Annotated in this window: 16 protein-coding genes; 8 read left to right on the top strand and 8 right to left on the bottom strand. The window is 58.0% G+C overall.

The genetic code is table 11. The features are described from left to right. Window positions 1-281 precede the first annotated feature (281 nt). Together MWU38_RS03540 and MWU38_RS03535 are read left to right on the top strand one after the other, a co-directional pair. Window positions 282-1,778 (top strand): ATP-binding protein, encoded by a 1,497-nt coding sequence (locus MWU38_RS03540; protein ID WP_247270450.1) that lies wholly within the window; start codon window positions 282-284, stop codon window positions 1,776-1,778. Next, window positions 1,765-3,420 (top strand): response regulator, encoded by a 1,656-nt coding sequence (locus tag MWU38_RS03535; RefSeq protein ID WP_247270449.1) that lies wholly within the window; start codon window positions 1,765-1,767, stop codon window positions 3,418-3,420. The genes MWU38_RS03540 and MWU38_RS03535 overlap by 14 nt, the downstream gene beginning before the upstream one ends. Here the strand turns inward: MWU38_RS03535 and MWU38_RS03530 are convergent. Continuing rightward, window positions 3,417-4,844: a WecB/TagA/CpsF family glycosyltransferase gene (locus tag MWU38_RS03530; protein WP_247270448.1), complete on the bottom strand. Its 1,428-nt coding sequence runs from the start codon at window positions 4,842-4,844 to the stop codon at window positions 3,417-3,419. The two genes, MWU38_RS03535 and MWU38_RS03530, sit on opposite strands and share 4 nt — an antisense overlap. Window positions 4,845-5,124: 280 nt before the next feature. Between MWU38_RS03530 and MWU38_RS03525 the strand changes: the two genes are divergently transcribed. The 4 genes from MWU38_RS03525 to MWU38_RS03510 are packed head-to-tail and all read left to right on the top strand — an operon-like array spanning window position 5,125 to window position 9,328. Further along, on the top strand, window positions 5,125-6,399 hold the full coding sequence (locus MWU38_RS03525; RefSeq protein ID WP_247270447.1) for an oligosaccharide flippase family protein: 1,275 nt from the start codon (window positions 5,125-5,127) through the stop codon (window positions 6,397-6,399). Continuing rightward, entirely contained in the window at window positions 6,399-7,328 is a 930-nt protein-coding gene (locus MWU38_RS03520; RefSeq protein WP_247270446.1) for a glycosyltransferase, read from the top strand. The genes MWU38_RS03525 and MWU38_RS03520 overlap by 1 nt, the downstream gene beginning before the upstream one ends. 27 nt (window positions 7,329-7,355) lie before the next feature. Then, window positions 7,356-8,342, top strand: coding sequence for a glycosyltransferase family 2 protein (locus MWU38_RS03515; RefSeq protein ID WP_247270445.1), 987 nt, complete (start codon window positions 7,356-7,358; stop codon window positions 8,340-8,342). After that, window positions 8,339-9,328, top strand: a complete 990-nt coding sequence (locus tag MWU38_RS03510) for a glycosyltransferase family 4 protein (protein WP_247270444.1) — start codon at window positions 8,339-8,341, stop codon at window positions 9,326-9,328. Before MWU38_RS03515 ends, MWU38_RS03510 begins: the two co-directional genes overlap by 4 nt. A gap of 100 nt (window positions 9,329-9,428) precedes the next feature. On the opposite strand, the gene MWU38_RS03505 is transcribed toward MWU38_RS03510, so the two are convergent. The 3 genes from MWU38_RS03505 to MWU38_RS03495 are packed head-to-tail and all read right to left on the bottom strand — an operon-like array spanning window position 9,429 to window position 13,302. Further along, window positions 9,429-10,676 carry an O-antigen ligase domain-containing protein gene (locus MWU38_RS03505; protein ID WP_247270443.1) on the bottom strand — a complete coding sequence of 416 codons (1,248 nt, stop codon included), beginning with the start codon at window positions 10,674-10,676 and terminating at the stop codon, window positions 9,429-9,431. Further along, a complete protein-coding gene (locus tag MWU38_RS03500) occupies window positions 10,631-12,058 on the bottom strand; it encodes a hypothetical protein (protein WP_247270442.1) in 1,428 nt (475 codons plus the stop codon). The genes MWU38_RS03505 and MWU38_RS03500 overlap by 46 nt, the downstream gene beginning before the upstream one ends. Then, window positions 12,055-13,302, bottom strand: a complete 1,248-nt coding sequence (locus MWU38_RS03495; protein ID WP_247270441.1) for a polysaccharide biosynthesis/export family protein — start codon at window positions 13,300-13,302, stop codon at window positions 12,055-12,057. The genes MWU38_RS03500 and MWU38_RS03495 overlap by 4 nt, the downstream gene beginning before the upstream one ends. A gap of 252 nt (window positions 13,303-13,554) precedes the next feature. On the opposite strand from MWU38_RS03495, the gene MWU38_RS03490 reads away from it, so the two are divergent. After that, complete coding sequence (locus MWU38_RS03490; RefSeq protein WP_247270440.1) at window positions 13,555-14,085, top strand: heme NO-binding domain-containing protein; 531 nt, start codon at window positions 13,555-13,557, stop codon at window positions 14,083-14,085. Then, window positions 14,085-15,497, top strand: a complete 1,413-nt coding sequence (locus MWU38_RS03485; RefSeq protein WP_247270439.1) for a sigma-54 dependent transcriptional regulator — start codon at window positions 14,085-14,087, stop codon at window positions 15,495-15,497. The genes MWU38_RS03490 and MWU38_RS03485 overlap by 1 nt, the downstream gene beginning before the upstream one ends. A 123-nt stretch (window positions 15,498-15,620) precedes the next feature. Here MWU38_RS03485 and MWU38_RS03480 read toward each other — a convergent pair whose 3' ends face one another. From MWU38_RS03480 to MWU38_RS03465, 4 genes are all read right to left on the bottom strand, one after another. Next, entirely contained in the window at window positions 15,621-16,433 is an 813-nt protein-coding gene (locus MWU38_RS03480; RefSeq protein ID WP_247270438.1) for an SDR family oxidoreductase, read from the bottom strand. A gap of 196 nt (window positions 16,434-16,629) precedes the next feature. Continuing rightward, window positions 16,630-19,632, bottom strand: coding sequence for a TonB-dependent receptor (locus MWU38_RS03475; RefSeq protein WP_247270437.1), 3,003 nt, complete (start codon window positions 19,630-19,632; stop codon window positions 16,630-16,632). 303 nt (window positions 19,633-19,935) lie between these two features. Continuing rightward, window positions 19,936-21,972, bottom strand: a complete 2,037-nt coding sequence (locus MWU38_RS03470; RefSeq protein ID WP_247270436.1) for a 3-hydroxyacyl-CoA dehydrogenase NAD-binding domain-containing protein — start codon at window positions 21,970-21,972, stop codon at window positions 19,936-19,938. Between the two features lie 13 nt (window positions 21,973-21,985). After that, window positions 21,986-23,218 carry a serine hydrolase domain-containing protein gene (locus MWU38_RS03465; protein WP_247270435.1) on the bottom strand — a complete coding sequence of 411 codons (1,233 nt, stop codon included), beginning with the start codon at window positions 23,216-23,218 and terminating at the stop codon, window positions 21,986-21,988. Between the last annotated feature and the right edge of the window lie 234 nt (window positions 23,219-23,452).

Here is a 23,452-nt window from a genome sequence, read left to right as displayed (position 1 = left end):
ATTATAGATGGCTTTGAATCTAATCAAATTAATTCAATTGAATAAATAGCTATCTAGGCGGACTGTCTCTCCGCCATTAACCACTCACACAATTGATGCGTTTTGCGGGTCGCAAGCCGATTTGCACGACCGTTCTTCTATCGGCTCGAGGCTTGGAGTGCATAGAAGCGAACAGTAATTTACATTTTGTGCTAGCTCCAAATCGGTCATCCTTGATGGTTTGTTCAGCCAATCCTGCTATTACTTGACCGAAGACTAGCACCAGAGGTCGGGATCGAAGTGTGGACGCAATCTATGAGCTGAAACAGCAAATGCTGTTCCTTGAACGGGCGCATGCGTCAGCCCGTATGGGGCACTTCGTCGTTGATCCCAAACGTCGCACTATCGAGTTTTCGTCCTGGGTCAGAAGCAATATCGGGCTCAACGATATGCCCATCCCGCTGGCTCGTCTTCCGGAGATTGTGCCGCACGACGAGCGCGAGAGCTTTGCCAAGACGGTCGATGACATCATCGAGGCAAAGGAAGACTTCGCGTTCGAAACCAATGTTGTGACCGCAAAAGGCGTGGTGCGAACACAGCGCATAAGCGGTATTGCAGCCTTTGAAAATCCGGTGGCAAAGGAAGGCCTGATCGCATTCTACGGCATCCTGCAGGAGGTCACGAGCGAAAAGGAAGCGCAACGCAGCCTGATCGAAGCACGCGACAAAGCCCAAGCCGAACTTGAGGCTCGCACGAACATTCTTGCAGCCGTATCTCACGAGATCCGCACTCCGCTGGGAGGCGTCCTGGGCATCATCGATCAGCTAAAACGCGAGCGTTCTGCAACCGAACGAGAGCGCGCGCTCGAATTGATGGAAGATTCCTGTCAGGCCTTGCTCGACACGCTCGATGCAATCCTCCAGCAAGCACAGCTTTCGCACGATGACGGGCAACGCGAAGAAAAGAGATTTCGCCCAAGCGCGCTGGCGCAGCGGGTGGCCGAGCTGTTTCGGCCCCTGGCCCGCCGCAAAGCCCTCCGCATCGAGGTTGCAGCTGTTTGCGATGATCAAGCCATGGGTGATCCGGCACGAATTCAGCAGGTGCTGGCGAACTTCGTCAGCAATGCCGTCAAATTCACACAAGCAGGCGCCGTGACCATCGATGTCGCGCCGCCCGCCGATGATGAGGAAAAATGGGTGTTTGTCGTGTCGGATACTGGATCAGGCATGGACCAACATCGCCTCAACACCATTTTCGACCCGTTCGACACGAGCGGTAAAGACTCGCTGGGGCGCTCGGTCGGGGCAGGTTTAGGCCTTTCCATTGCCCGCGATCTGGTCGACGCAATGGGCGGTGAGATCGAAGTCGACAGCGAAGTGGGGCGGGGGACCTCATTCACTATCCTGCTTCCTCTTAAGTCGGCCAAGGACGAAACCGCCCGGCACGACCAGGACGGGGCCAAGGGAGGGGTCTTTATCGCGATGGAGACCGCAACCAAGCAAATCCAGGCGGAAGCGGTGGCAGCGCATTCGGGCTGGAGGGTGCTGACCAGCGAAAATGACTTGGGTGACCATCAGCAAGAACTGCGTCCCCTCGTAATTCTGTGCGATGCGAACAGCAGGTCCACTATTGCGCGCGAACTTTGGAATTTCGCTTCGTGCATCATCGTAATCGCAGATGATCGCCAGAGCATTGAGGTCAACGGGGAGGCGGAAGCCCCGATCATGACCATACCGGGCAGTGCCATGATGCGCCAACTGCCCGAACTGTTGAACAGGATAGCCGATGAGCAGTCTTGAGGAACTTCCAGTAGATGAACAGGTTCGCATCCTGAAAGTCCGGCTCGACCGGGCCGAACGGGCGCTGCTGGATGCGGAAAATGCGCTCGAAGGACGGATGCGCCAACTCGACAGCGCTAACAGGGAATTGAGTCAGCGCGAAAGCGAGCTCATCAAGAAGCTCGATATTGAAAGCCGCAAACTACTAGCCGCCCAGACGACGGGACAAATGGCGACGATTTACGGGGAGAAGGGCAAGCAATTCACGGCCTCGGAGGGGGCGGGCAGTCTGCTCGGACTTCCAGACGGCACCGAAGGGTCACTCGAGAAGCTGGTCGAGGCGCTCCATCCTCTCGATCGGGAGCGGATCATGCGTGACGGCATCGCGTTCTTCACAAAGCTGAAGCCGGGTGTCGAGCACCGATTTGAACACCGCATCCTTCGTTTTGACACGGGCGCAACACATTGGCTCAGCTGGACGATCAGGCGCGATGCAGGTAGCGAAGAAGCCTCTTCGCGCGTTTATGGCACGGTGCGTGACATCACACTGAGCAGGGCGAATGAGCGCACTGTGCGTGCCTTGCAATTGCGCGCCGAGCGCCGCGTACGCGAACTTAATGACCTTAGCCGTGAGCTTACCGAACAACAGCAGCAAACCGCACAGGCGTTGAAAGCGCGCACGGAGTTTCTCAGCGAGATGGCGCACGCAATCCGCACTCCTCTCAATTCCCTCAACGGCGGGCTCGAATTGTTGGCGGATGAACTGCCTCAGCGATCGAAGGACTTCGATGTCGTCAGGGAAGCTGCCGATCAACTGGTTGAAATCGCATCAAGGCTGTTTCAGCAGAGCAATCAGGGAGCAGCCGCACAGGGAATGCTCGCCCCCGATGTCTCATTTGGAGAGCACGATGAGCTAGAGGCCGGCGCCAAAGCGCCCAAGGTGTTGTTGGCTGAAGACACGGAAAGCAATCGCTACGTACTGGAACGCATGCTTCAATCTATGGGATATGAAGCGGTCATTGTGACCAATGGCGTAGAAGCAGTTGAAGCTGTGCGTTCTGAGTCTTTTGACGTTATCTTGATGGATGCGATGATGCCGATCATGAATGGTAAACAGGCGACACAGGCCATTCGCGCCATGAGTGGACCAGCATCGCGCATCCCGGTGATCGGCGTGACGGCCCACAGCCTGCAAACCGAACGCGAAGAGCTGATCTTGGCGGGTATGACTGCGTGTCTGACCAAACCAGTGCGCCGCGAGGAGCTTGAAACGGCGATCCGCACGGCGTTGATTGGCAGGGAATCGGTGCAGCCGGTCAATGCGCGATTTGACCATGAATTGTTTCAACGGGTCTTCTTCGATCTGCCCCAATCCTATCGCGACCGCATGCGTGAGGCCGCCAAAAAGGACATCAGTGACTATGGCGAAGAGGTTCTGAAAGCGGCCAAATCCGGCAATCCAGAAGAACTCTCTCGCGCCGCGCATAGCCTCAAGGGTGTTGCGATCAATGTGGGCGCAATCGGGATTGTCGAAGAACTTACCCGCTACCGCGAACGGCTGGCTGACGATCCCGGCTTTTCCAGCGCGGCTTTGCGCCAGGAAATTGCTGCAAGCCTGCTCGCCTTCGATGATCTTTATCGCGCTCTTGTCAGCGAGGATTAGTAAGCGCCGCGTCCTCCCAAGACCGCACCGGGAGTGCACAGCAGCAGCTTGATATCCACCCACAGATTGGTTCGCTTCAAATAGGCGCGATCCATGATGGCTTGGCGCTCAAACGGAATCTCGGCGCGTCCCCGAACTTGCCATGTGCAGGTGATGCCGGGCTTGCCGCAGAGGCGCTGCCAGTGGGTTCCGCGATAGGTGGTGACCTCACTGGCCAAAGCAGGGCGAGGGCCGACCAGAGACATGCTACCACCCAGCACATTGAAGAGCTGCGGCAACTCATCGATCGAAAAGCGCCGGATGAATCGGCCGGTGCGTGTGATGCGCGGATCATTGCGCATTTTGAAGCAGGTTCCGTCGCGTTCTGACTGCGACAACAGAGCTTTGCGGCGTTCTTCGGCGTCGGTGTACATGGACCGGAATTTGATCATGCTGAAGGGCGTGCCATTGGCACCGATGCGGGTCTGACTAAAAAAGACCGGCCCTGCATCCTCAAGCCGGATGGCAAGTGCGGTCGCAATAAATATGGGCAACAATGCCATGATCGCGAGGCTCGCGCCCACGATATCCATCGCGCGCTTTGCAATAGTGTTCGCATAGTCGAATGCGCCTTTTTGTCGCGCTGCGAAAAGCATGGAGTGAGCCAGAAACTGCGCATTGCCCGCGACATAACGTTTGGCCATCCGGCGCGGCTCCATGGCAAGGCGCCAGATCCACTCGCTCTTGCATGCGCGCACGAATTTTGGCGCACGCGCAATGCGGCCCGAGTAGTAGTCGAACAATCCGCCAACCCCCATGACCACCGGAGCGGTAAGCTTGTGGCGATTGCGTGCGATCCACTTTTCTTGAAGAGGGACACCAAAACCGACCAGAACGATGCCGGCATGAGAGCGGTTGATCCGTTCAATGAGGGCATCTTCGTCACACGGGTTGAAATAGCCCGATTGCGTTCCAGCGATGCGCAGAGCCGGGAATTGCGTCGTCGCCCAATCGGCTGCGCGATCCGCGACATGGGGAAGCCCGCCAAGCAGAAAAATACCCGTGCCTTCGTCCTCGGCCTCGCGGCAAAGCTCGGGAAAGAGATCGGTGCCGTTGAGGTTTTCGCCAAACTGCTCCGCGTTCATTTTGGCGGCTATCTCCAATCCGACACCATCAGGGAGCAGGAGATCACTTCCTTCGAGTGCGGCACGATAAGAAGTATCGCTGCGCTGCTGATTGATGCAATGCGCGTTGACGAAGTTGATTGTGGACCTTTTGCGCGCCCCCACCAGTGCAAGGATGTGGCGAGCCATCGCGCTGCGGCTAGCCTGAACAAGGGGCAGACCAAAAAGCTTCGTGGTTGGCCACGTGCGGCTCGCTTCAATGCGGTCTGATACTTCGGTGTTGGAAACGAAGCGGAAGTCGCTGGAGGGGGTATATTTCATCGGACAAGCTCCTTGGATGGTCTTGCCGAGGAGTTCGCAACGCCCGTGCCAAATTCTTAAGCCGCTAATTTATGGTGGTTTTTCCTGATTGGCCCCAATTCGATATCGTCGTCTTAAGCGTTTTTCGCATTTTGCACTGTCGATTCTTTGCAATTTGCAAAACGATTGGATCGTTTCGCTAATTTAGGCAGCCTTTAACCTCGAAAACCGCCGATTTGCGCCATTCGATAGATTGGCACGAAAGTTGAACTTCTTCCCTCGAACTTATCGCGAGGAAAGAATGCACGCCGCAATTCGCACTTTCGTTATGCCTGAGCATTGGCCGGCCTTTGCCCGCGGGATGCTGGCCTATGGCTCGGCTGAAGCTGTGACACGTATTGTCCGGCTGGGCGCGATTCTGGTGGTCGCGCGGCAAATCTCGCCTTCCATGCTCGGCACGGCTGCGCTTGCGCTGAGCGTGTTTGAACTCGTGCGCGTGCTCACGAATGTCGGCATCGGGCAGCGGATCATAAGAGCAAATGATGAGGAACTATCCGCGATCTGCAACGCCGCCGCGCGGTTGTTCTGGATCGTCTGCCTTAATGTCGCAGGGGCGCAGCTTGTGATCGCAGCCATCGCAAAATTCGCCTTCGGCCTGAGTGATGTGGCCATGATGTTGGCGGCTCTGTGTGCAGTGTATCTTTTCATGCCAGCTGGACTGGTTCAGATCTTCCTGGCCATGCGCGCGCAGCGCATGGGGGCAACCGCGAGGGTGGCAGCCGCGCAAAACATTGCCGACTGTGCTCTCACGGTTGCTCTGGCAGTTGCCTGGCCCAGTCCCTGGGCGATCGTCCTGCCCAAATTGCTTACCGCTCCGCTTTGGCTCGTCCTTGCGCGGCGCGCATATGAATGGTCGCCCGATCATACAGCCGGGCACGCACCTCTAAGCGCCTTTTCCAGTTTTGGCCCCGCCATTCTCGCCTCCGAGTTACTTACCGCTGCCCGCCTGCACTGTGACAAGCTGCTCGTTGGTGCGTTGCTCGGGACCGAGGCGCTTGGCCTTTACTACTTCGCGTTCAACGCAGGTCTTGGCATCACGCAATCACTTGTCACGGCAAGCAATCTGGTTCTCTTCCCTCATCTCGCGACGATGGGTGGGGAGGAACTCGAACGCGAGTTCAGGCGGGCTTTCGTGACCGGCCTTGGGGTGGTCGTCCCGCTGGTTGCTGCACAAGCGCTGCTGGCACCCGTCTATGTCCCGATCGTTTTTGGCGACAGTTGGGTTGAGGCAACGCCATACCTGTCGCTGCTGGCGTGTGCCGCAATCCCCCTGTTTATTGCCGCGCTTCTTGGAGCCCGCTTCCGCGCGTTGGGCACACCCTATGCCGAGACGATGCTGATGGCGATCACAACGCCGGTTGCATTGCTCGGCGTATCGCTTGGTGCACAATTCAGCCTCATGGCGGCCTGTATCGGTTTTTGCGCGGGCCTTGCTTTTGTCCTGATCCCTGCCGCGGCGCTCCCGTTTCTGCCGTCCCGTCCCATCCGCCCTGTCATTGCCAAAGGAGACCAATAATGTCTGCTGCCCACTTCTCTGTCATCATCCCTGCCTATAACGCTGCGGCAACCTTGCGCGGGACGGTCGCGAGTGTTCTTGGTCAAAGCGATCAGGACTTCGAAATCATCATCGTGGATGATGGATCTTCAGACAACACACTCAATGTCATGCTCGACCTGGCGGTGATGGACTGGCGGATCCGCGTGGTTTCCCACCCGAACTCGGGCGTATCGGCAACGCGTAACTATGGCGCATCACTCGCCAAAGGAAAACTGATCGCATTTCTCGATGCCGATGATCAGTGGCAATTTGACAAGCTGGCTCAGCATCGCGTCATCCACGCGCTCGACCCGCAGTTGACCGCAAGTTTCGCCAAGGTTGAATTCGCTCCGGAGCGACGCGGCAAGATCGCGCGGGGGCGGACTTTTTCGAATGTCCCGGCGGGCTATCTCGACGTAACCAACGTGCTGGTTGAAAACCCGGTCTGCACAACGTCGAACCTTGTGATTGAACGGGAAGCCTTTCTGAACCTTGGAGGCTTTGACAAATCCATGCGCTATGCCGAGGATCAGGAACTGCTCGCCCGCGTGATCGCAGATGGCGGCCTTATTCAGGGCATCGACCAAAGCCTCACCCGTTATCGCATGAGCGAGGATGGCCTTTCATGTGACTTTGAGGCGATGCTTTCGCACTGGCGTCGCTTTGCCTCGTGCTGGATCAATGGCGCCGAGCTTGCGAAAGCCGAGGCTACCTACTGTCGCTACCTGACCCGCCGCGCCTTGCGCGCTGGCGCCTCAATTCACGTGGCGCGCTCCTTTGCGAGGCGCGGGCTGAATGCCGATCGGAGCAGCTTCATGGCGGGCGGCACTCGCAGCCTCTTTACCCTCGGTAGCGTGATCGCCGGGGGAGCTTTGCCCGCACCCTTGCGCCGTGCCGTCTTTGCCTAAACCTTTCTGATTTCAGGAGACACCCCCATGACCCATCCAAAAATCTCTGTCGTTATGCCGGTCTATCATGTCGAGAAATTCATCGGCGAAGCGGTACAGTCAGTGCTCGACCAATCTTTTGGCGATTTCGAACTGATCTGTGTCGATGATGGCGGCACAGATGCCTCGATGGACCTAGTGCGCGGATTTTCCGACCCGCGCATCCGCATTGTTTGTCAGGCAAATCGCGGACTGGCCGGTGCGCGTAACACAGGCATTTCTCACGCTCGAGGTGAATTTGTCGCCCTGTTGGACAGTGACGATATCTGGCATCGTGAGAAGCTCGCATTGCACTACATTCACCTCATGGCGAACCCCGAGATCGGCGTAAGCTATGCCGGTTCGCGGATGATCGATTGTGACGGCGCTGTCTTGAGCGTTGCTATGCGTCCCCAGCTTGGCCGGATCAGCGCACGTGACATCATCTGCCGCAATCCGGTTGGCAATGGCAGCGCGCCGGTTCTGCGCAAGACTGCGCTCGATCTTGCTGCTTTCACCCATCCTGAAGACCCCAGCCGCGGATGCTGGTTTGACGAAAGCTTTCGCCAGTCAGAAGATATCGAATTGTGGATACGGCTCGCCGTCAAGCACGGGGTCGTATTTGCCGGAATTGACGGCCTGCTGACCGACTACCGGATTATACCAGGAGCCTTGTCTGCGAACGTCGTGAAGCAATATCTCAGCTGGACCAGGATGCTGCGCAAGCTGCGCAGCTATGCGCCGGATTTTGTTGCCGAACATGGTGATACGGCGCGCGCTTATCAGCTGCGCTACCTCGCGCGGCGTTCGGTTCAGCTTGGCAACTTCGAACTTGCGCGCGATTTGATGCGCAAGGCGTTTAGCCTTCAGCCGCGCATCCTTGCACAAGAGCCACGAAAAACGGTCGTAACGGCTGGCGCTGTCGCGATTGGCTCTGTGCTGGGTCATGAACGTTTCACTGCGCTGATGCGCCCTTACCTGAAAAATGCAGCGTGATTGAAGTCGCACATCTGCTCGATGATTTCGGGATGGGCGGGGTGACCCGTGCTGTCACTCTTTTCGAAGAGCCAGCGCTCCGACGTCTTGCCCGCTCGAAGGTCGTGTCGGTTGACCCTGACGCGAAGCTGGCAGCGCGTTTGGATGCGGCGCTGATCATCGATCATATGGCTTTATCGTGGAAGCGGCTGGTCTTTCTCGCCAGCCTGCGCGCGCGCAACCCGCGCACACGTATCGTGCATGTCGAGCACAGCTACACCCGCGCATTTGAACAGCACAATGTGCAGTCCAAGGTGCGCTTTAGGACGATGTTGAAGATCGCGTCCTTTTTGGTCGATGAGATTGTGTGCGTTTCGAATGCGCAATGTGACTGGCTTGGCGAGGAGGTTGGCATACCATCGCACAAACTTCGGGTGATACATCCCTGGACCGACCGCGATGAACTGTATTCGGTGCCAGCAGCACAGCCAGCGACTGACCGGCCTGTGCGGCTCTTGGCCTATGGCCGCTATGCGCGGGTAAAGAATTTCGCGCCGCTCATCGAGGCTATGCGCCGAGTTTCTCCTGATACTGCTACGCTGACCGTTTTCGGAGAGGGGCCCGATCGCGCCGAGCTTGAAGCTTGGGCGGCTGATCTGCGCAATGTCGAAGTGCTCGGGCCAAGCAGCTCCCCTGCCGACTTTCTTGCACACTGCGATGCGGTTGTCGTGCCTTCTCGTTGTGAGGCATTCGGGCTCGTTGCGACCGAGGCGCGCATGGCGGGCCGGGCAATTCTGGTCGCTGATGTCGATGGATTGCCAGAGCAGGTTGGCAAAGCTGGATTAGTGGCACGAATGGACACAGCTGATGCCATCGCAGAGGCGATCCATTCCCTCGTGCAATGCGATCTCGCCGCTATGGGCGAAACGGGTCGTAGCGCCGCAAAGGCACAGGCGGACACGATCATTTTGCGGTGGGCCCAGTTGATCAAACAAGCTCCTGTTTAGATCCCTTTCGCGCCCGCAACTGCACACAAGACGGCCGCCAATTTCATAAGAACTCGGCGGCCTTTCTGTATTCACCCCCTTGCGACAGGAAGATGCCGTTTCAATCACTTCTGCGCAGCGCGATCCCGATGACCACGAGGGCCGGCCAATAAAGATAGGCGAGTATTTCGAGGTTCTCACCGAAGGAATAGAGCACCAGTGCAAGAGCAAGGCCCAATCCGGCCCGAGCGGTTCGATCCGCTTGCGCTTTGACAAGAAGCACAAGGAAAGTCGCAACAAGCGGAACAGCGAGAGACGCCGCGCCCAAAAGGCCTTTCACAAATAGCAGACCATACCAGGAATGGTGACTGCCAATTGGCATGTATTCGACCAGATGTGGCCCGTTCTCGACGATGCCGTGCCCGAACCAATAGGCCTCTGTCTCCCAGCGATGGATCGCAATCCGGCCAAGTGCGGCCCTGACCCGGCTGGAATCGGCACGCGCGGCGGAAAATTCGCTGACGGCGCTGTCCACTAGCTCGATCAGCATTGGGCCGAAGATGCCAAGCGCGAATACGGCCGGGGCAGCCATTAGCCAGAGATGTCCCTTGCCCATACGGCTCGCGCCCCAAACGAACGGGACGATCACGATCAGGGCAACGAGTGCCAGGCGTGATTGCGAAAACAGCGCGAGCACCAACCCGCCGGCAATACCGACCGCTTTCCATCCGCGATGTTTCTCTTGCGCTGAAAGGAGGACATACAACACGCCCATCATTCCAGCAGCAGGCGACCACGGTGCAAAGAACTGCCAGCGCGGCGAGCCAGCCCCCGGCTCAATCGTGTAAAGCTGCGCTGCGAAATACTCCGGCCCCGCGCCGCCAAGGATTTTAAGCGGCGAGGTCCAAAGAAGCTCCGGCAGTCCGATATAGGGCGCCAAAAGGAAAATCGGCAGGAAGATCAGGGTCTGTAAACCCAGCTTGCATACGGCCCGATAGATCACGCTTGCGCGAATATCGAGCAACGCACCGGCGAACACGAACAAGGCAATCAGCGCCCAGCCTTTCGCCCAGCCGATGCTCGACTTGATGGTTTTGGCAATCCCCAGCTCGAAATTGGCATGGCCGACCCACAAGATGAGCAGCATCGCCAGCATGGCAGCAAGCCAGATCCAGACAGTCGACGGGATCGCGCCTGGCTTTGCCTGGCCAAGATAAAGCGCCACCGTTGCCATACCGGCCATAACCCAACCGAGCACCGGGCCGGCGATGTACAGCCCACCGACCAGCCACAACGCCCAGGTCCACTGGATGGTCCCGGCGATCAGCCGTTCGGCAGCAGTTTGCGGATGATTGGCTGTCTCAGCCATAGCAGCAAGAACCCGATAAGGACGAATACAGTGGCACCCATGGCACCAGCGATAACGAACAGCGGTGAAGGCGCCGATCTGGTTCGCGGAAGCGAAGGCGCCTCGAGCGTCTGGACCAGAGGATAGGAGGCAAACGGGTCCGATTTGTTGGTGTCGAGCCGCGCCAGAGCAGAGCTGAACACCGCTTCGGCAACACGCAGGTCGCGCAGCAGATCGGCCAATTGCGCAGCCTGTGCTACCTGCTCCTCGGTGTCAGCCGATTGTGCCGCGATCTGGCGGCGAAGTTCGGCAAGAGCTGCACCGTGACCACTGCGATCGCTGTCACGCTCGGATAGGCTGGCGAAGAGGTTTTCGCGCGTGTTCGAGACGGAAAGGTCAGCAAGCTTGATGACAGCCGCGCCATCGATGCCCGTCAACGCTTCGCCGCGCCGGGCAAGGTCGTTTTGCAGCGACGCTTGCTCGGCGGCGAGTTTTTCGATGCTCGCATGTGCGTCGCCCAAAGTGCCCGATTTTTCAGCGTGTTCGCCGCTTACCTTGGCGTAGCGGCCAAGCAGTTCCTGAAACTGGGGATCTGCCTTCAACTGCATCGCACGGCGCGCCTGCGGGAGGGAAATGTTGAGTGTCGAAGACAATCGCGACGCCGCCGCACCGATCTCTGCCACGCGTACACGGCGGTCGCGTTCGTTTGCCTTAAGCTGATCGAGAGCCGTAATCCGTCCTGCGAACTGGTCGAGCGAGACAAGACCCGTTTTTCCCTGAAAATCGAGCAGAGCCTGCTGCGCCTCGTCGACCTTGCGCTCAAGCTCGGCAATGCGCGACGCGTCGGCTTCTTCGCGGGCGCGTGCTTCACCATCGCGCAACGTATCGAGCGCGGTGTCGAATGATTTCTGAAGTGCTTCCATGCGCAATTGCGCTTGTTCGGGCGAGCCAGCGCTCATGCGCAATTCGATCAGGTTCGTCTGATCGATGAGTTTGATGGCAGGCTGAGGGAAACTGTCTGCATCCTCACCAGCAATGCCCGCCGCAACACGCAGGACGAGGTCAGACATCAGTAGTCGCTTGTAATTTTCCGTCGGGCTCAAGCTGGGGGAGGAGAATGCCGATGAGGTGTTGGTAGTCGCCTGACCAATCGATTCCAGGTTCATGCTCGCGCCGACGCCTGTGCCGGGCAGGATAAGCGTCATGCGGCTGTCGAACCGGTCGGGGGCGAGCACGATATAGCCGAGCGTCAGCACCCATATGAGTGCCAGTGGACCCGCCAGCGCCGCGATGTAACGACGGTAACGCCCAACTGAAGGCAGGCCATCGCGCACCACGACCCAAAGGCGCATGAGGCGCCGGGGCGGAGCAACCCGTTCAAGATCAGGGGAAAAGCTCTTCACAGAGCGTTATCCAGCAGGATCGCGGGGGTCACCGTATTCACCGCATCGGTGACCAGACCAACGGCTTCGCGAAAGTTTGTCCAGCGGCTGTCATAGCAGGCGATGGCATCTCCCGGCATCAGATAGGGGTTGAGCGCATCGCGGTTGGCACCGCGAACCAGTTTCTCAATATCACGCTCGATCACGATGCTCTGCCCGTTGATCGGGTTGCGCGAAATCAGCACTGCGCGGCGATCGGCCTGCATGTAGCTTCCGCCAACGCAATTGGCTGCAACGAGCCCCTGAAGAAGGCGGGTGCCATATGGCAGTGAAGTGGTCTGGTGGCCGATGGCAGCGCCCGCATTGTTCATTGCGCTGCGGGTCAGGTTCGACATGTAAACCCGGATGCCAGGTGCAGTCAGCGCGGTGGGGCGGACAAGGTCCGCATTGAAGCAGGTTCGGCTCGGCACGATAATGCGGTCACCGCTGGACACAGATACATCGCGGCTCGACCAACCGTGGACGAAACCGGAGAGATCGAATTCAGCATAGGTCCCGTTGCGCAAGAGATAGATGCGCTGGACATCGGCGTCCGGGCGAACGCCCCCGGCTGCGCGGATCGCGCCAGCCACAGTGCGGCTGACATTGTCATCACCGCTTACCGCGCCTTCTCGAAGGCCGATGCGGCTGTCCGGATCACGCTCGCCTGCGCGCACAGCACCGGGCTGAAAGACTGCGCCCCCCACAAAAACCGATACGCCGGCATTCTCGATCAAGGCGATACGAACGGCGTTTTGCAGCGGGCGCACGATATTGGCGTCAACGAGTTGCTGACGCAGGCGTGCAGTCAGATCCGCGATCGACAGGCCCGACGCCTGAACCGGGCGCTGCCCACGAACAGCTAAAGTACCATCGCTTCCGATAACGTACGTCCCGGTAAGCTTGTCCTGGTCCCCAAGGACAGTGATTTCCAAACGGTCGCCTGCGCCAAGAGGTGCGGTGCGGTCCAGAAAGCTTGCTGGCGAAACACGAGTGTAGGTGTCGAGTTCGCGCGGAGCTTGCCAACTGCAGGTAGGCGCGCCGCGGGCAACAGGCGCATCGGTGATCCAATCGCCTTGAGGCTGCTTGCTGCCTTGCCATGCAATCTGGCCCGGCGCGTAGGCCGAACTTGCAAGGTTGGCAGGGGCAGGGCCGGCAACGCAGCCTGACAGAAGCGCGAGGCTGGCCGCACCTGCCATGGCTTTGTGGACGATAGAACGGAACATTGTGATACTCCCTGAGCGGTGTTTGCCCCACCATTCTCAAGGATCGTGCCAATCGAGCGGAACCGCAGAAATGCGCGCATTGCGAAAGCTTCGAGTTTGAGTAATTGCAAAATGCGTCAGTGAATTTTGCGATTTGCAAATATATTCGCATTATGCGAGACTTTGGTCGTGTCAAAGCGTTCTTAAACCGCGAAATTTCCGGCACGCAGTTTGCATATTGAGAGACAAAGCAAATCACCGGAGATGTCTTGAATGAAGGGTATTATCTATGCGGAGCTAGTCGGCTTCCTTGATGCAACGGGCGGGCCAAGCTTCACAGAGCAGGTTCTTGAAGGCGCTGAGCTACCTCATGGCGGCGCGTTTTCACGCGTCTCGCGCTACCCTTGGGAGCAAGCCGTACAGGTTGTCACCTCGGCGTCCAGAATCACGGGCGCAGACGCGAACGATCTTTGCGAGGCATTTGGAAAGTTTTTGTTCGACCGTTTTACAGTCCTCTACACAGAGTTGATCGAACGCTATCCAACGGCTGAAGGCATGCTCGCCCATATCGAGGATCACATCCACGAAGAGGTGCGCGTGCTATATCCTGACGCGGTTCCGCCGCAGGTTGCCTCCAGAAAAGATGGCGATGGGTTTGTCGTCGAATATTCCTCCCACCGCCCGTTCGCCCATATCGCCTTTGGCCTCGTTCAAGGTTGCATGAAGCATTTTGGCGATACCCGCTCGATCGATTGGCTCGACCGCGACCCCTCGGGCAGAACAGCTTTCTTCAGGATCCAATAATGCCAGACGCCAAAGTTCTCATCGTTGAAGACAGCGCCTCTTTGGCGCTCGGCTACGCTGCTCAGCTCGAAGATGCCGGGCATGAGGTCAGCCTGTGTGAGACTTTGGCAGCGGCGCGCCGGTCGCTGGCAACGGAGCAGTTCGACGTCGTTCTCCTCGATTTGCAATTGCCCGATGGTGACGGGCTAACGCTGTTTGATGCCTTGCCGGCTAGCAAGGGTAACCCTGCTGTAATCGTCGTGACCGCCGACGGCTCGCTCAACCGCGCGATCACCGCGATGAGGCATGGGGCATATGATTTTCTCGTAAAGCCTGTGTCGGGTATCCGTTTGCTCAACACTGTTAGCAATGCCGCCGAGCAAGGCGGCAGCACGCCGGAGCGGCAGGATTTACCTTCTGATGTGGCCCCAGATCCTGACGGATTTCACGGCTTTATCGGTAAATCACCTGTGATGAAGGCGGTGTTCCGTACAATCGAAAGCGTTGCGGATTCCAAGGCCACGGTGTTTGTCACAGGTGAGAGCGGCACCGGTAAGGAAGTAACGGCCGAAGCGATCCACTCTGCCAGCAAGCGCCGCAGCGGACCATTTGTGGCGATCAACTGCGGAGCGATCCCCGAAAACCTTCTGGAATCCGAACTGTTCGGGCACGTCAAAGGCGCATTTACCGGTGCGGTCGAAAACCGTATCGGCGCAGCCAAAGCTGCCGATGGCGGCACGCTGTTTCTCGACGAAATATGCGAAATGGATCTGAAACTTCAGGTCAAATTACTGCGCTTTCTGCAAACCGGCATGATCCAGCGCGTCGGCAGTTCGGCAGCAGAACCCGTCAATGTTCGCATCGTGTGCGCAACGAACCGCAACCCCGAACGCGAGGTCGCCGAAGGACGCTTTCGCGAGGACCTTTATTATCGCCTCAATGTGATCCCCATCGCGCTTCCCGCCTTGCGTGAGCGCGGCGATGATATTGCACTCATCGCAGGTTCGCTTGCACAGCGCATTGCCGCAGAAGAAGGGCGCGCCATCTCAGGCTTTTCGAAGGCCAGCGAGGCCTTTCTCCAGCAGCATGATTGGCCGGGCAATGTGCGCGAGCTGCAAAATGCGCTGCGCCGGGCTATCATCACCGGCTCAGGCAGCACGGTAGAATTATCGGGAGGCTCGCGCATCACAGCGCGGGCCGCCGCGCCTCTTCACGCAAGTCCATCGTTCGAAACGCCTTTGCAACCCGTTGCAACCGTGGCGCCGCAGCACGCATCAATCGCTGACTTCACCGGCATGACCCTCGATCAGGTCGAACGCCTTGCCATTGAGCAAGCTATTGCCCGCAGCTCAGGGAATATTGTCCAAGCCGCGCGCGGCCTCGGAGTGAGCCCATCCACCATCTATCGCAAGCTCGAGCGATGGGGCGGATAGTTCGTAAGACCGCTCCCTAGTGCGAACGATTTCGTGCTTTTGGCAGGGGCAGAATTTGTTCCTGTACGCTGTGAGGATCCATGAATATCCGGCTGGTGCGGGATTGCGGCAACATGGACGACCTTAAGAGCTTGGCCTGTTGGGATCGCCCGGCGGGCGGGAAGTGGGATGTGAACTCGATAGCCCGCCATCTACTGCAAGCGCCTGACCATTCACGTAGCTGGCATCGTCGCTCGCGAGAAACAAAGCGGCAGCAGCGATCTCTTCTGGTTCGCCGCCGCGCAGCGTCGGGTTCAATTGGCCGATCCGGTCTTCTTTTCCCGCAGCACGCGCGCCATCATACATCGGTTTGGTCATGCCCGTTTCGGTCAAACCGGGCAGCACTGCATTCACCCGCACGCCGGTCCCTGCAAGTTGCTGGGCTGCGGTCTGGACGAGATTGATCACGCCCGCCTTGCTGGCCGAATACTGGGCTGGACCCGCACCAGATCGCAGTCCGGCGACTGAAGCCGTGCAAACAATCGCACCGCCGCCGCTGTCACGAATGACGGGCGCTGAATGCTTCACGGCAAGGAAAGGACCGATCAGGTTTACCCGCAAGACCTCGGACCAGTGTTCAGGGGTCGCGTCGAAAAACCCGCCACGCACGCCGCCGGTAACACCTGCATTGGCGAACATCACGTGAAGGCCTCCATATTCGGACCGCGCCATCTCGACGAGCTTCTCGATATCGCTTTCCTCGCCTGCATCACCCGTGCAGGCGATGGCCTGGCCGCCATCAGCTATAATCCGTTTGGCCGTGTCATTCACATCTGCCGAACGGTCAAAAGCGACCACGCTAGCGCCTTCTTTGGCAAAGAGGGCTGCGCTCGCCTTGCCAATTCCTGATGCGGCGCCGGTAATAATGGCAACCTTGCCTGAAAGCCGACCTGTCATGTTGTTGCTCCTTCATCGACCACGATAATCTGCACGATATTAGCCATTCTGGCTCATCCCCATAAGGTTCGGGAGCGCATCTCTTGTGGGTCGCATCACGCTTTTCCGAGCACTGCTTGCGACCATACGTCCCATGGACTCGTAAAAATGCCCGGCCCCTTTCGGCGCCGGGCATTCTTTTGATTGAGGATATTGGTTAGAAAAGCACTTTGGCCCCCAACCGGAAGGTCCGGCCAATTGCATTGCCAAGGAACGGGTTATAGCCGAGCTCTAGACGCGCAATCGGCGGGTCTTCGTCGAAGATATTCGACACCGTGCCTTGCAACTGAATATCCGCCGCGTCGATCGGCAGGTCATAAAGGACCGTCAGATCGCTCTGGGTGAAGTCTCCCGATTCTTGTGCGTAGAACGACTGGGCCGTGGTCCGCGGAATGGTTGCGAAAGTGGGCGAATCATAGCGGTCATCCGTGACGCCGGTGGCATAACGGAAGGTGTAGCGAGCATTCAGCCCGCCAATGCTGAAGTTGGCAAAAAGGTTCGTCCGCAGGTCAGAAATAGCCGGAGCCGAACGGTCGAAATTGCCAAAGCCAACGGCGCTGAATTCAGGCTGGATTGTGATGTTCTGCGCTTGGAACGGGTCGACGTCATAGGTCAGGACCCACGTGCCGTTCGCTCCGAGCCGCAAATTCGCATCACCACCCACTTCGATATCATAGCTGACTTCGAAATCGATACCCGTCGTCTCAATCGGCGGGCCATTCACGACATTGGTGATTACGCGGCTGATGTCGCCGCCAACCGTGGTGCCCTGAACACAGCCACCCTGAAAGACGATCTGCGAAGCCAGAGGATTGTTACAATCAGCCGGACCATTCGGGACCGCGACGACAGCGTTTGCGATTGCATTGGAGTCTTCGACCACGATCTGATCTTCAAACTCATAGCTCCAGTAATCGACCGATGCCCTGAACGGACCGGTCTGGATCACCGCACCAATGTTATAAGTAAATGCGCTTTCCGGGCTAAGGTTCGGATTGCCCAGCACATCGACCGAAAGGAATCCGCCACCAGCTGCGTCGATTGGCTGGAGAGCGGTAACCTGTGACTGGCTGACTTGCCCGGGCAGCGGCGCACGGAAGGTCGTACCGACTGACCCGCGTAGAACAAGCCAGTCACTTGCCTCCCAACGGAAACTTGCTTTGGGATCGAGAGTCGAACCGATCGGATCGCCGTAATCCTCGAAACGCAGAGCGAAGGAAAGCTCAAAAGCGGGCGAGAAGGGCACAAGCACTTCTCCGAACAGCGCATAAACGTCCTGTTCCACCGAAATATCGCGCGCCTGTCCCAGGAAGGAGAAAGGCCCCTGCTGGATCGTACAGCTTGTATCTCCGGGGACCGCACATGGGTTCAGTGCAAGGCTGTTAAGTGCATTGCGCGGCCTGCTGTCGAAGTTGGAAGAGCGGTATTGCGCACCCACACCAAAGGCAAGCGGGCCGCCACCGAAGTCAGCTTCGCCCACCTCGCCACTGATCAGGAAATCTGCAACGAACTGCTTTTCATTCTGAAGCGTTCCGGTGTCGCCATAAAGGTAATCGACCACATCGTTCCGGTTTGCGAGCGCCGGATTGAAGTTGGGGTTGTCGATCCCCAGTGCCGGGTTTGTCTCGACCGAGTTGAAAAACGGGTTGAAGTAATAACAACTGCCCTGACCCGGTGTTCCGTTGGCCACATCGCAATCCGGGCCTCCAAGGCCGTCAAGCGCTTGCTGGATGCGCAGCGGAAGGACGTCCGGCACGAGAGAGCGCGATTTCGTGTTGATGTAGGTGCCCTGCAACGACATCAGGAGGTTTTCACCCATGTCGTATTCAAAGCCGGCAGAGATGCGATAGCTTTCGTTTTCGGAAAAGCTTTCGCTCTGACCGAAGGGCGATTCTGTCGCCAAAGGATACCCGCCGAGCGAAAAGGGCCGGAAAACCAGCGCCTGAGCGCCTGTCACAGGAACCGCAGGTGTCGTCGGGTCGCCATCGGTGTCGATCGAAGTTGGAAAGCCGGTACGTGCTGCAAATTCCGCAAACGCGGGGTTGGTGTTCGGGATGTAGTATTGGAAAGTCGCGCCCGGTCCTGCCAGACCCTGTGTGGTCGGATAAGATGGCGACAGGGCGGTGTCGATACGGCTGGTGGCATACAGCCCATCGGCATTGAACCGCAGGGTATCGGACACGTCGGCAGTGATCTGCAGATAGCCCTGATAGTAATCCTGTTCTTCGACGAGATTGTTGTAATCGGTGAACTGGTAGCCACAGAAGATGCTGATCGGCAGGCCGCCTACATCATCACAATCGGGATCGAGCCCTCCTGGTACACCGGCAAGCAAGGTGCCGCGATATGACGCTGCGCCAAGGCTGGCGGCGGCAGGATTTTCGCGGACCGGTCCGGAAACGCGCAGCGCCGGATACCAAGCGTTGGTTACAGTCGTCGAAAAGCCCGATGGATTGGTGAAGTAGTCCTGGTTTGAAATCTCCCGGTCAACGGCGGCCAGCGGCGAGCGGTGGCGGTAGCCGAAGCCGGCCATGATATTGATGTCGGGCGTCACATTGTAACCAGCAAGGATACTCAAGGTCTGGTCGCCGTCGCTGTCCATGACGAAGGTGTGATCGCCCTGGATTTCGATCCCTTCAAAATCAGTGCGGGTGATAAAGTTCGCAACGCCCGCAACGGCATCCGAGCCATAGGTCACAGCAGCGCCATCTTTAAGCAGTTCGACGCGTTGAAGAGCAAACAACGGCAGAAGGTTGGTGTCGGCCACCCCGTCACCGGGTGAAACCAGTGTCCGCCTGCCATTCAAGAGCACCAGCGTGCGGGTCGCACCAAGGTTGCGCAGGTTGATTGTGCCGACGCCGCCAAGGCCTTGCGCGTCCGAGGAGAATTGGTTGGAGTCGCCAAGGACCGCACCAACCGAAGGAATGTCTTTGATGAAATCGAGCGGGTTGGTCTGACCTTCCGCCGCCAGCTCTTCGTTCGAAATCACATCCACCGGCAGCGCACTGTCCTCTGGCGTGCCGCGAATAAGCGAGCCCGTCACGACGATGGTGTTGTCAGTGTCCGGTTCTTCCTGGTCCTGCGCCAGAACCGGTGTCGCACTGAGGCTCGCCGCAATCGCAGCGAACGCGCAGCTGCGGCGCAACTGTACTTTTGTCATTGGTTTCTCCTCTCCCCATGGGTGGCGACTTTTGTAGCCTACCCAAATTTGAGTTGCTCAGTTTGAAAGCATACCCAAAAAAGGAAAATGAGAACCTGCGATGCAATATGTCAAGACTTATTGGAAAATTGATAGAACATTATCCGCAAGATGTGCTTTTGCATCAGCACGTATTGCCCCTTCTCCCTTACGTTATCCGCGCGGTTTGCCTTCGGCACCCGATCCGCGTGAGCCGCCGCGCTGTAAGGCGCAGCGGCAGGATCGCATCATACTAGGTATTCGAAAGAGGACTTACTTTGGCGATCAGCCGAAGCGTTCACCCGCTTGCGCTTTTTGAAGAAGATAGCCACTCACTTCCAGCCCATGACGCTCAAGTCCCGCGACCACTTCATCCAGTCCCACTGTGCTCGCCCAGAACATTGGCCCACCGGTGTGAAGCGGCCAGCCGTAGCCATTGATCCAGACCACATCGATATCGCTTGCGCGTTGCGCCATGCCTTCATCGAGGATCTTCGCTCCTTCGTTGACCATCGGATAAAGCAACCGCTCGCGGATTTCGTCCTTTGAAATTTCACGTTGTTCGCTGCCTTCCTTTGCGGCGAACTCGGAGATGATCTGCCTTACCTCATCAGAGGGTGTACGCTGACGGGCTTCATCGTAGTCGTAGAAGCCTTTGCCGGCTTTCTGCCCGAACCGTCCAACGGCACAAAGCGCCTCGCGCACCGTTGTCACCTTGCTCGGATCGCGATGCCAGCCAATATCGATACCGGCGAGATCGCCCATCTGAAACGGCCCCATGGGGAAGCCGAATTCCAGCAGCACGTCATCTACATCCCAGTAATTTGCGCCTTCCATGATGAGCTGATTGGCCTGCTCCTGTCGTTTGGAAAGCATACGGTTGCCGATAAAGCCGGGGCAAACGCCCGAAACGGCGGCGACTTTGCCGATTTTCTTGGAAAGCTTCATCGACGTGGCCAGCACGTCACCGCGTGTCTTTTCGCCGCGCACGATTTCAAGCAGTTTCATAATATTGGCAGGAGAGAAAAAGTGCAGGCCCAGCACATAGCCAGGACGCTTGGTCGCAAGAGCGATCTCGTCGACGTTCAGATAGCTGGTGTTGGTGGCAAGGATTGCGCCGTCCTTCACAACCTCGTCGAGTTTTGCGAAGACCTGCTTTTTTACATCCATGCTTTCATAGACCGCTTCGATCACGAGGTCGCAATCGGCAAGATCATCATATTCCAGCGTTGGAGTGAGTAAGCCCATCGCCGCCTCAACCTGCTCGCTTGTCATGCGACCGCGTTTGGCTGCATTCTCGTAATTCTTGCGCATGACGGCCGTTCCCCGATCAAGCGCATCCTGCTTCATTTCGAGGATGGTGACCGGGATGCCCGCAGACAGGAAATTCATCGCAATCCCGCCGCCCATGGTTCCGGCCCCGATGATGCCGACCTTGGCGATGTCGATCAGGGGGGTATCGGCTGGAACATCGTCAATCTTGTTCGCGGCGCGCTCTGCAAAGAAGTAGTGGCGCATTGCCGCAGATTGCGTTCCGGTCATCAGCGTGGTGAAAAGCTCGCGTTCTTTCTTCACGCCGTCGGCATAGGAAAGCTCGCCCGCAGCCTTGACCGCCTCAATTGCGGCGTTTGGCGCATCGAAGCCGCGCATCTTGCGAGCATGCTTGGCGCGGAAATCGTCGAAGATTGCCGGGTTTTTGACGCCATCCTGATTGGCTTGACCTTCGCTTGAGCGCGCGACAGGCTGACCAATCTTCGACTGGGCGAACGAAATGGCCTCTTCTGCAAGCTTGCCTTCTTCAACGATTCCATCGAGCAGGCCAATACCTTGTGCTTTTTTGGCCGAGATTGGATCGCCGATCGCGACCAAGGGCAGAGCGGCCTGGGCGCCGACAAGACGCGGCAGGCGCTGTGTACCTGCGGCTCCGGGGATGAGGCCGAGTTTAACCTCGGGTAGTCCCATTTTCGCGCTTGGCACTGCGATCCGGTAATGACAGGCGAGCGCGACTTCGCAACCGCCGCCAAGTGCCATTCCGTGGATTGCGGCAACAACGGGCTTGTCGCTCGCCTCAAGCTTGTCGAGAGCTTCCGGCAGGCTGGGGCCCTGTGGGGGTTTGCCGAATTCGGTGATGTCGGCACCGGCAAAGAAGGTTCGGCCATCGCAGCGGATGACAACGGCCTTGACGCTATCGTCGCCAACCGCCTCTTCAATACCTGAAGCAAGCCCGGCGCGGACCGCTTGGCCAAGAGCATTTACGGGCGGATTGTCGGAGATGATGACAAGAACATTGTCTTGACGTTCGGTGCGAATGGGTGATGTCATGAAGGGCTCCTTTTCAGACGTAGCTATCAGTAAGGGCGGAATAGATCAGCGTCTTCAACTGACGACGGATCGGATATGTAGACGATGGGTACAATTGGGTCATGAATACCATGGTGATCCGTTCGACCGGGTCGACAAAGAACGCGGTCGAATAGGCGCCGCCCCAATAAAACTCGCCTTTGCTCGCAGGCATCAGGGTGCGTGCCGGGTCGATCACCATTGCGAAGCCCAGACCGAAACCGGTTCCCGCGTTGTTGGCTTCACTGAACAGGCTTTGACTGATCTGGGTCAGATCGGCGCCACCGGGCAAATGGTTGGCTGTCATGAGGTCGAGCGTCTTGGGCGCGACGATACGCGCGCCGTCAAGTTCGCCCTTGTTGAGCAGCATGGTGGCAAACCGGTGATAGTCGGCGATGGTGCCGATCAGACCGCCACCACCGGAATGGAACCTCGCGGGTTGGCACAGGCGAGCGTCTTCGGCTTTGTCGACAAGCACCGGCGAACGACCCGGACGGTAACTATAGGCGTCCACTAGCCGGTCGATGCTCTCGGGCGCGACATCGAAGCCGGTGTCGGTCATTGCAAGCGGTCCGAAGATATGCTGCTTGAAATACTCGCCAAGCGACATGCCGGAGATCCGCTCCACCGCAACGCCTAGCACGTCGGTTGAAACGGAATAATTCCACGAAGACCCCGGTTCAAACTCCAGCGGTATCTTTGCAAGTGTCGCAATATACTCATCAGAATTTATTGCCCCGCGCGACAGATCGAGACGCGCATCGCGGTAGGCTGCGTCGATGCTGGTGCGGTTCTGGAAACCGTAAGTCAGCCCGCTCATATGCGAAAGCAGATCGACAAATCGCATAGGCTTGCCGCGCTGCATGGGAGCGAAGGGCGCCGCTCCTCCTCCGCCCGTGTAAGCGCCCAATTTCGCGAATTCCGGAAGAACCCGCGCAACGGGGTCGTCGACGGCGACCTTGCACTGCTCAACCAGCTGCATGAATGCGATCGAGGTAATCGGCTTGGTCATGCTGGCGATGCGGAACAGGGCGTCCTCGCGCATCGGAGTGCCGTCATCGCGCAAGGTGCCCATTTGGGCGTAATGAACCGGCTGACCTTCGCGCGCGACCACGATCTGCGCATTAGGCAGCTTGCCATTGTCGATGTAGTTGGCCTTCACAAATTCATCGATCAGGGCCAGGCGGGAAGGGTCAAAGCCGCGTTCGGCAGCAGCTGCCAATTTCATTCCAAACTCTCCCATCAAGGCGTCGGATGCGCCCATACCGTTTTTCTAGAAGCTACTGTCTAGACTATTCTGTGTCGATGAAAACCTCATACCTGAAATTCGAATCAGTGAATTGCACCTTGTGCGCTCGACCTGCTTCTGCATAATCGCCCGAGCAAGAATCAATGGCGGATTGCGGAGAGGACGAAAGATATGCGCGATGCAATTTATGTGGCGTGCGCCCGTCCCCCGCTT

The sequence above is a fragment of the Qipengyuania sp. S6317L1 genome (assembly GCF_023015615.1).
Lineage (GTDB): Bacteria > Pseudomonadota > Alphaproteobacteria > Sphingomonadales > Sphingomonadaceae > Erythrobacter.
Note: the sequence above shows the minus strand (reverse complement) of the source record. Positions and strands in the feature narration are given on the sequence as shown.

Coding starts and splice junctions, on each gene's coding strand:
- MWU38_RS03530 (WP_247270448.1), bottom strand. CDS start 4,844: ATGAAATATACCCCCTCCAGCGACTTCCGCTTCGTTTCCAACACCGAA.
- MWU38_RS03520 (WP_247270446.1), top strand. CDS start 6,399: ATGTCTGCTGCCCACTTCTCTGTCATCATCCCTGCCTATAACGCTGCG.
- MWU38_RS03485 (WP_247270439.1), top strand. CDS start 14,085: ATGCCAGACGCCAAAGTTCTCATCGTTGAAGACAGCGCCTCTTTGGCG.
- MWU38_RS03535 (WP_247270449.1), top strand. CDS start 1,765: ATGAGCAGTCTTGAGGAACTTCCAGTAGATGAACAGGTTCGCATCCTG.
- MWU38_RS03505 (WP_247270443.1), bottom strand. CDS start 10,676: ATGGCTGAGACAGCCAATCATCCGCAAACTGCTGCCGAACGGCTGATC.
- MWU38_RS03480 (WP_247270438.1), bottom strand. CDS start 16,433: ATGACAGGTCGGCTTTCAGGCAAGGTTGCCATTATTACCGGCGCCGCA.
- MWU38_RS03525 (WP_247270447.1), top strand. CDS start 5,125: ATGCACGCCGCAATTCGCACTTTCGTTATGCCTGAGCATTGGCCGGCC.
- MWU38_RS03495 (WP_247270441.1), bottom strand. CDS start 13,302: ATGTTCCGTTCTATCGTCCACAAAGCCATGGCAGGTGCGGCCAGCCTC.
- MWU38_RS03515 (WP_247270445.1), top strand. CDS start 7,356: ATGACCCATCCAAAAATCTCTGTCGTTATGCCGGTCTATCATGTCGAG.
- MWU38_RS03465 (WP_247270435.1), bottom strand. CDS start 23,218: ATGAAATTGGCAGCTGCTGCCGAACGCGGCTTTGACCCTTCCCGCCTG.
- MWU38_RS03470 (WP_247270436.1), bottom strand. CDS start 21,972: ATGACATCACCCATTCGCACCGAACGTCAAGACAATGTTCTTGTCATC.
- MWU38_RS03490 (WP_247270440.1), top strand. CDS start 13,555: ATGAAGGGTATTATCTATGCGGAGCTAGTCGGCTTCCTTGATGCAACG.
- MWU38_RS03475 (WP_247270437.1), bottom strand. CDS start 19,632: ATGACAAAAGTACAGTTGCGCCGCAGCTGCGCGTTCGCTGCGATTGCG.